General features: G+C 64.0%; 5 protein-coding genes. All 5 read right to left on the reverse strand.

Translation table 11 applies throughout. The annotated features are described in order from the left end of the window. On the reverse strand, positions 1-2,720 hold a 2,720-nt coding region (locus AX703_RS00150), incomplete at its 3' end, for a hypothetical protein (protein ID WP_062341746.1). Between the two features lies 1 nt (position 2,721). After that, positions 2,722-3,627: a fimbria/pilus periplasmic chaperone gene (locus tag AX703_RS00155; protein WP_062341748.1), complete on the reverse strand. Its 906-nt coding sequence runs from the start codon at positions 3,625-3,627 to the stop codon at positions 2,722-2,724. Positions 3,628-3,640: 13 nt separating this feature from the next. Beyond that, positions 3,641-4,075, reverse strand: a complete 435-nt coding sequence (locus AX703_RS00160; RefSeq protein ID WP_062341750.1) for a hypothetical protein — start codon at positions 4,073-4,075, stop codon at positions 3,641-3,643. Positions 4,076-4,156: 81 nt separating this feature from the next. After that, on the reverse strand, positions 4,157-4,684 hold the full coding sequence (locus tag AX703_RS00165) for a DUF4402 domain-containing protein (protein WP_062341752.1): 528 nt from the start codon (positions 4,682-4,684) through the stop codon (positions 4,157-4,159). Positions 4,685-5,260: 576 nt separating this feature from the next. After that, entirely contained in the window at positions 5,261-5,536 is a 276-nt protein-coding gene (locus AX703_RS00170; RefSeq protein ID WP_039336287.1) for an HU family DNA-binding protein, read from the reverse strand. Positions 5,537-5,824 lie beyond the last annotated feature (288 nt).

A 5,824-nucleotide genomic window follows, 5' to 3' on the forward strand; every position in this document is an offset into this window, starting at 1 on the left:
ACGTGTTCGCTGAAGGCGACTTCACCGTTGACGTCAACGACACTCCCATCCGCTCCCACTGTCGCAAATATCGGTTCCTTCAGCCGCATGCCGAGGCGGGCAGCCTGGTCAGCGTCGATCTCGATTGCGTACTTGCCTGGCTTCACCCCGTCGAACACGACCGTGCCATCGAATTCGGTCATGCCGGATGCGACATCGCCCTTGGGCGAAACAAGCCGCACTTTCACCGCCGAAAGGCCATTCAATGCCCCGTCCCGGCCACGGAAGCGGATGCGGGTGACCAACTCGGACGTCGGCACAAGCGGATAGTCGATCCGCGCAATTCCCCCTGAACGCGCAGCAAACGTGATGTTCTGTGGCGGAGGGGAAACAAATACGGTGTCGGTCCCCGAGATGTCGGTGCGCAGTGAAGTCATGTTGCCATCGCCGAGGCCAGTCACGAACGCCCGGCCCTGTCCATCCGTCACGGCCTTCAGTCCGCCACCCTGCACGACCACGCCGGGCACTGCTTCCTCACCCTCATCGCGCCGGCCGTTGGCATTGGCGTCGATGAAAGCCAGGAGCGCTGCGCTGGCCCCATTGGCCGGGCCCGGCGGCGTCACGCGATAGCGGCCTTTGAGCGGGTCGCGTGCTATCCCGAAGTTGAGCTGTACGCCCACGCGCCAGCGGTTCTGGCTGGTGGACCAGTCGCCGCCCAGCGTCGCGGTCGCCATCGGCAAGCGCGCGGTCAGCCCTGCCTGCAGGGCCGTATCATGCCCGGCAAAATTGCGTGTCGCACCAAGGCGCAAACTGTACCGATCGCTAATTGCCCGGTCCGCGGCAAAACCCAGCGTTTCCAGCCGGGTGCCTGGCTTGATCCCGAAATCGGCAGTGGCGCGCAGTTGCCACTTGTAGTCGATCAGCCTCATCGCACCGAGATTGGCGTTGATGCGGGTGTCGGCGAAATTGCCCTGCGTGCGGTGGCTGTAGTCGGCGCCTATGGCGAACAGGGTCTGCCCCACGCTCGCGGTGGTGCGTGCCCGGGCCGAGAGGGTCTGGCTGCCGTCGACGAACTCGGCACGGTCGAACCGCCCAGAGACCGGCAGGCCAAGCGAGCCGGGCAGCGGTACCGCCAGGTCGAAGACGACTTCGCTGTAGCGGCGCATCGGGCGCGACGGATCGAAAGCGGTGTTGGCCTCATCGGCAAAGCCCCCGCCGTATTCGACATGGCGGCCAAGGAAGCTTACGCCGGCGATGCGTGCGGCAAGGCCCAGAGACATCGCCCGCCCGCCTGCGAAGTCGCTGGCAAGGTCGGTCTGCACGGCAAGGCCGAGCAGCGAATGGCGCGCGCCAATCGAACCGATGACGTGTGAAGTGCCGCCCAAGTCGGTGAAGCGCGAAAGACCGGCCGCGACAGTCAGGTGTTCGCTTATGCCGTGGGCGATGTTGAAAGTGGCGCGCAGATCGCCCTTGCCCTTGGCAAAGCCGCTGAGGTTGGCATCAGACAGGTCGATCACGGTCCGGTCCTGCGAAACGATGCCGAGATCAACCGTCGTCTTGCCCGCCGCAAGCTGGCCGCCTCCCACGTTGATCACGCGGGTGCGTTCGATGCGTTCTCCGCGCGGGCCATAGAGCACGACGCGCAGGGCGTTTCGGCCGCGCACCAGCGGGATGTCGTTGAACTCATAGCGTCCCTGCACGCCCGCACCGCGCTGGGCGGATCGCAGGATATCGTTGACGTAGAGCTCGGCATCATATCCCAGCGGCAGTTCTCCGCGCAGGTTGATGCGCTGGAACACGCTGGCTTCATCAATGCGCGACGATGAGAACGTGAAACCGGCCCCGCCAAGACTGCGTGCGCCGACGACCTGGGGCGGCGTGAAGACGTCGCCCAGCGCGGCAGACGTGCCGCCGAGCGAGCCGAGCAGTCGTCCGTCCTCGGACCGGCGCGTGAAGGCAAGGCGGGCCGAAACCGGGTCGCCGTGGTCGTCGGTGGCGATCCAGGCGTTGAAGCCTGCTTTCAGCAGATCGCCCGCCACACGGCCTTCAAAGCGCGTGACAGAGCGGCCACCGCCGTTGATGCCTTCGCTGTTGTAGCCAAGCTCGGTCGTGAAATCGAAAGCGGGGGGACCGATCCAGCGGTAGGGCGTTGCGACGCGCATGGCATCGTCCTGCGATTCCGGCTGCCCGGCAAGCCCTGCCATGCGGGCAAGGCGTTCGCGCTGGGCCTGCAAGGGCAGCTTTTCCGTGGCTTCGAGGGTGAGGATCATCTCGTCGGCAATCGACGTGATCTTCAGCGGCAGCAACTTGGCCACCAGCGAGGCCCGCAGGTAGATATCGGTTTCGGAGATCAAGCTGTCGGGCGGAATCAGCGCGACAACCTTGCCGCCAATAAGGGCCTGACCTGACCGCAGATCGATAGTGATGGGACGCTGGCTCTCGCCGATGCGGCCCGATGCAACCCCATTTGTAACGTCGATATCGAGCGGAAGTTCAAGCAGACGGGTGAGTTCACCGAGCGGCAGCAGCGGGTCTGTGGGGTCGCCGTACGCCGTCAGCGCCTCGCTGATGGTGGTGCCGTCAAGCTGCACGGAAAACAGCAGGAGGTCTTCGTTTGCAGCCTGCGTCGTGCCGAACGCAGACGCCCCGACCACCGGATCGGGGGCCTGCACGGGCGCAGCCGGTCCCGCTGGCGCGCTGCTGTTGGCAGCCAGGGCCAGAATGGCCAGCGTCGCAGTCATGTCAGGGGGCGGTGTAGCTTCCGCTGGCGATCTCGACCGGCTTCTTGCCGTCGTCGGCGCTGTATGTGGCGGTTATCACTTCGCCTCGTTTCAGCGGGCGGAGCAAAGGCACGAGGGCCTGGCGTTCATCAGCTTCCGGGTAGACGGCAATACCCCGCGCCACGCCGACCACTTCCTTGGCCGTGCGCAGTTCGAGATTGCCGTAAAGCGAAGTCGTGCCCTTGCGTTGCAGGGTTACTGCAAGCGCAGGGCCATCGCGCGTGGCGGAAGGCGTTATTGCGCCAATTCCGCCGGTTGCATCGGGCGTGCCGCCCCGCACGATCAGCGGGATCGAGATGCCGAAGACGGACTGAATGCGAAGAACCAGCTCGCCCTTTTCGGCGGCAGCAGCCTGTTCGGCAGTCAGCCCCGTATCGGCGGGGGGCACCGTGGTGACGGTCAGGTGCGTGCGATACTCCGCGGTCGTGGCGGTGTCGGCCAGGGTGGCGCGAACACGAACCGTCTTGCCTTGGCCCGGTGGCAGGATCAGGCGGCTGGGTGCGGCAAGCACGAAGGGTTTGGCGGAGCGCAGTTTCGCGCCAAGACCTTCGGCACCACGCTCTGCAAGGCGGCTCACCGGCACGATCTCGCCAGAGGGCAGCATGGCGTTGTCGACCAGCGCCACATCAACCGTCACCGGCGTGGTGCCTTGGTTGAACACGTAGACCGCTTCGGTACGCTTGGTGGAATCGAAGATCACGCGGCGTGGCGTAATGTTGATATTGGCTGCGGCTGCCTGGACCGGGACGGTCACCTGGGCGTCTTGCGCCTTGGGCCCGGCGATCGGGAGCGGTGCCTGCTGGGCAGCCACCATTGCAGGCGCCAGCAAGGTCAGGAGGCCTGGCATCATCACGAGGTTGCGCTTCATGGCTCGATGACCTTCAGTTGAATTGTGCGAGGAACAGGATGGAGCTGTCGCCTGGAACATTGCCGCGCTCAGAAACACTGCCGCGCATTGCGCCGCGCAGGCGTGCGTCCGATGCGGCCGGTTGCAGCAGGTCAATGCGGTAGACGCCGCTTGCCATGACCAGGACGCCGCTGGCGTCACGGGGCATGCCCTTCTTGCCTGGCTTGCGCGGTGACATCAGCACCGAGACCGAATCTCCCGCATCGCCATTGAGGAACACAGCGGAAACGGCATCGCTCAGGATGTCGAACGAGAACCCTGCGCCAACCGGCTCGAGGATGACCACGGCTGCTTCTGCCGATGCGGGTGCTGGTGCAGCGTGGGCAACCGCCGGCGAGGCCATGGTCGCGCAAGCGGCGAAAAGCGCTCCGGCGATTTGCCCGATGCGAACCTTCGATCCTGCGTCCATGGCTTGTCCCCCTCTCGCCGACGGTTGCCGTCTGCCTCGGGGAGGTGCCGCGCAGATGCGGCAACGCTCCCCGAAGTTCCATCACTGATAGGTGACAGTCACCGTGAAGTTGCCGGTGTAGGCGCCTGAAGCCTGTGTGTCAGGCAGGCTGAACGATCCGCCGACGTTGAGCGTGGCGGATCCTGCGGCTGCCAGGGCGCCAGAGAGGGTCACCGTGCTGCCGAAGTCGGGCAGCAACGTTACCGGGATGGTGTTGGTCCCGCTGGTCAGGGTGACCGTCGCCGGGATCGAGGTGGTGACCGATTGGCCTCCCTCGCCATCGACAGTGAACTGTGCGCGGCTGGTGGTGCTGGCAAGTGCGACGGCACCGCTGGCGGCGACAACCGAGTTGCCGGTGTTTGCCAGCGTGACCGTACCGGTGCCGCCCGTGCGCGGACGCACGATGCGGCCAAAGGCAAGGTCGCTGTTCTTGGTGATCGTCAGCGGGCGGACGATGGTGACCGACCCGGTTGCAGTGGCACTGCTGGTATTTGCGGCGGTCTGGGCGAAGGCGGAACCTCCGGCCAGAAGCCCGGCGGCAATTGCCGCGCTGGCAAGCAACTTCTTCATCTCAATTCCCCTATCCAACACCCCGGAGCCACCGGGGCTGTCCCGAAGCGGATTGCGTGCGTTGTTGTGCAATCCTTTGCCGGCGGATTGGCCGGACAAGGGGAGTTCCTAGGTGTGTGTGCCTAAGCAAAGGTTAACGCACTTCGCGTTCGGGTAATAACATCGTCTAAGGATTTGTGCCCCGATCTGTAAGCAAATGTATCAATAAAACAGCAGGATATCCGCCGGTTTCCTGCGGTATTGGAGCAAAAATTTCAGCCGACTTTAATTTCAAAAAATACTACAGCGATACCGCCGCTATTAACTAAAGTGGTAAACGAAGGGAACTGCGGAAAGACTGCGGCGCTATCGAGCAGCCGCTTGCGGCGGGCTGGAAGAAATGCAGTTTTGAAGAGGGGGTGCCTGATTCGCAGAAGCGAGGATGGCAGGGGCAAGCAGAGCTTGAAGCTAGTGCCCGATGGCGCTGCAAGTGTCTGTGCGGCAGCATTTTCGACCGATGGCGGCCCGACGGCGGCTGCAGCGCCGTGCATTCAGTGGACCCGGCGCCCACAAGTGCGGGCGCCGGTCCGGAACGGATCAGCCGTTCAGCTTGTCCTTGACCGCCTTGGCAGCCGAGAAGGTCAGCTTGTTGGAAGCTGCGATCTGGATGGTGGCGCCGGTCGAGGGGTTGCGGCCTTCGCGGGCCGGGGTGTTCTTGACCTTGAACTTGCCGAAGCCGTTCAGCGAGACTTCCTCGCCCTTCGCGGCTGCGTCGGCGATCGCGGCAAACACGCCGTCGACGACCTTGCGGGCGTCTGCCTTCGAAAGGCCGTGGCTTGCTGCGATGGTATCTGCGAGGTCGCTGTTGTTCATTGTCCTGATGTCCTCTGCTGGAAAGGGACGGCACGGCTAACGCAAGCAGAACCGCGAAAGCCATGGCCTGCGGCCGTCTTTCCACCGAATTTCGCGCGCTACCAGTGATTTTGCGGCGATTTTGGACTTGCACTGCGACGAATCGGAGATTTCGAGGAGGTCCAAGGCCAGTTGTAACTTTGTGTCGCAGCTTTTGCGCTTGCCCATCAAGGGACGTGCGCCAAGGCGGCAATCTGCTAGTCGTCCGTGAACAAAGCGAAGTTCGTTTCGGTGCCGGGTAGACCGGGT

The sequence above is a fragment of the Novosphingobium sp. CCH12-A3 genome (assembly GCF_001556015.1).
GTDB classification, from domain to species: Bacteria; Pseudomonadota; Alphaproteobacteria; order Sphingomonadales; family Sphingomonadaceae; genus Novosphingobium; species Novosphingobium subterraneum.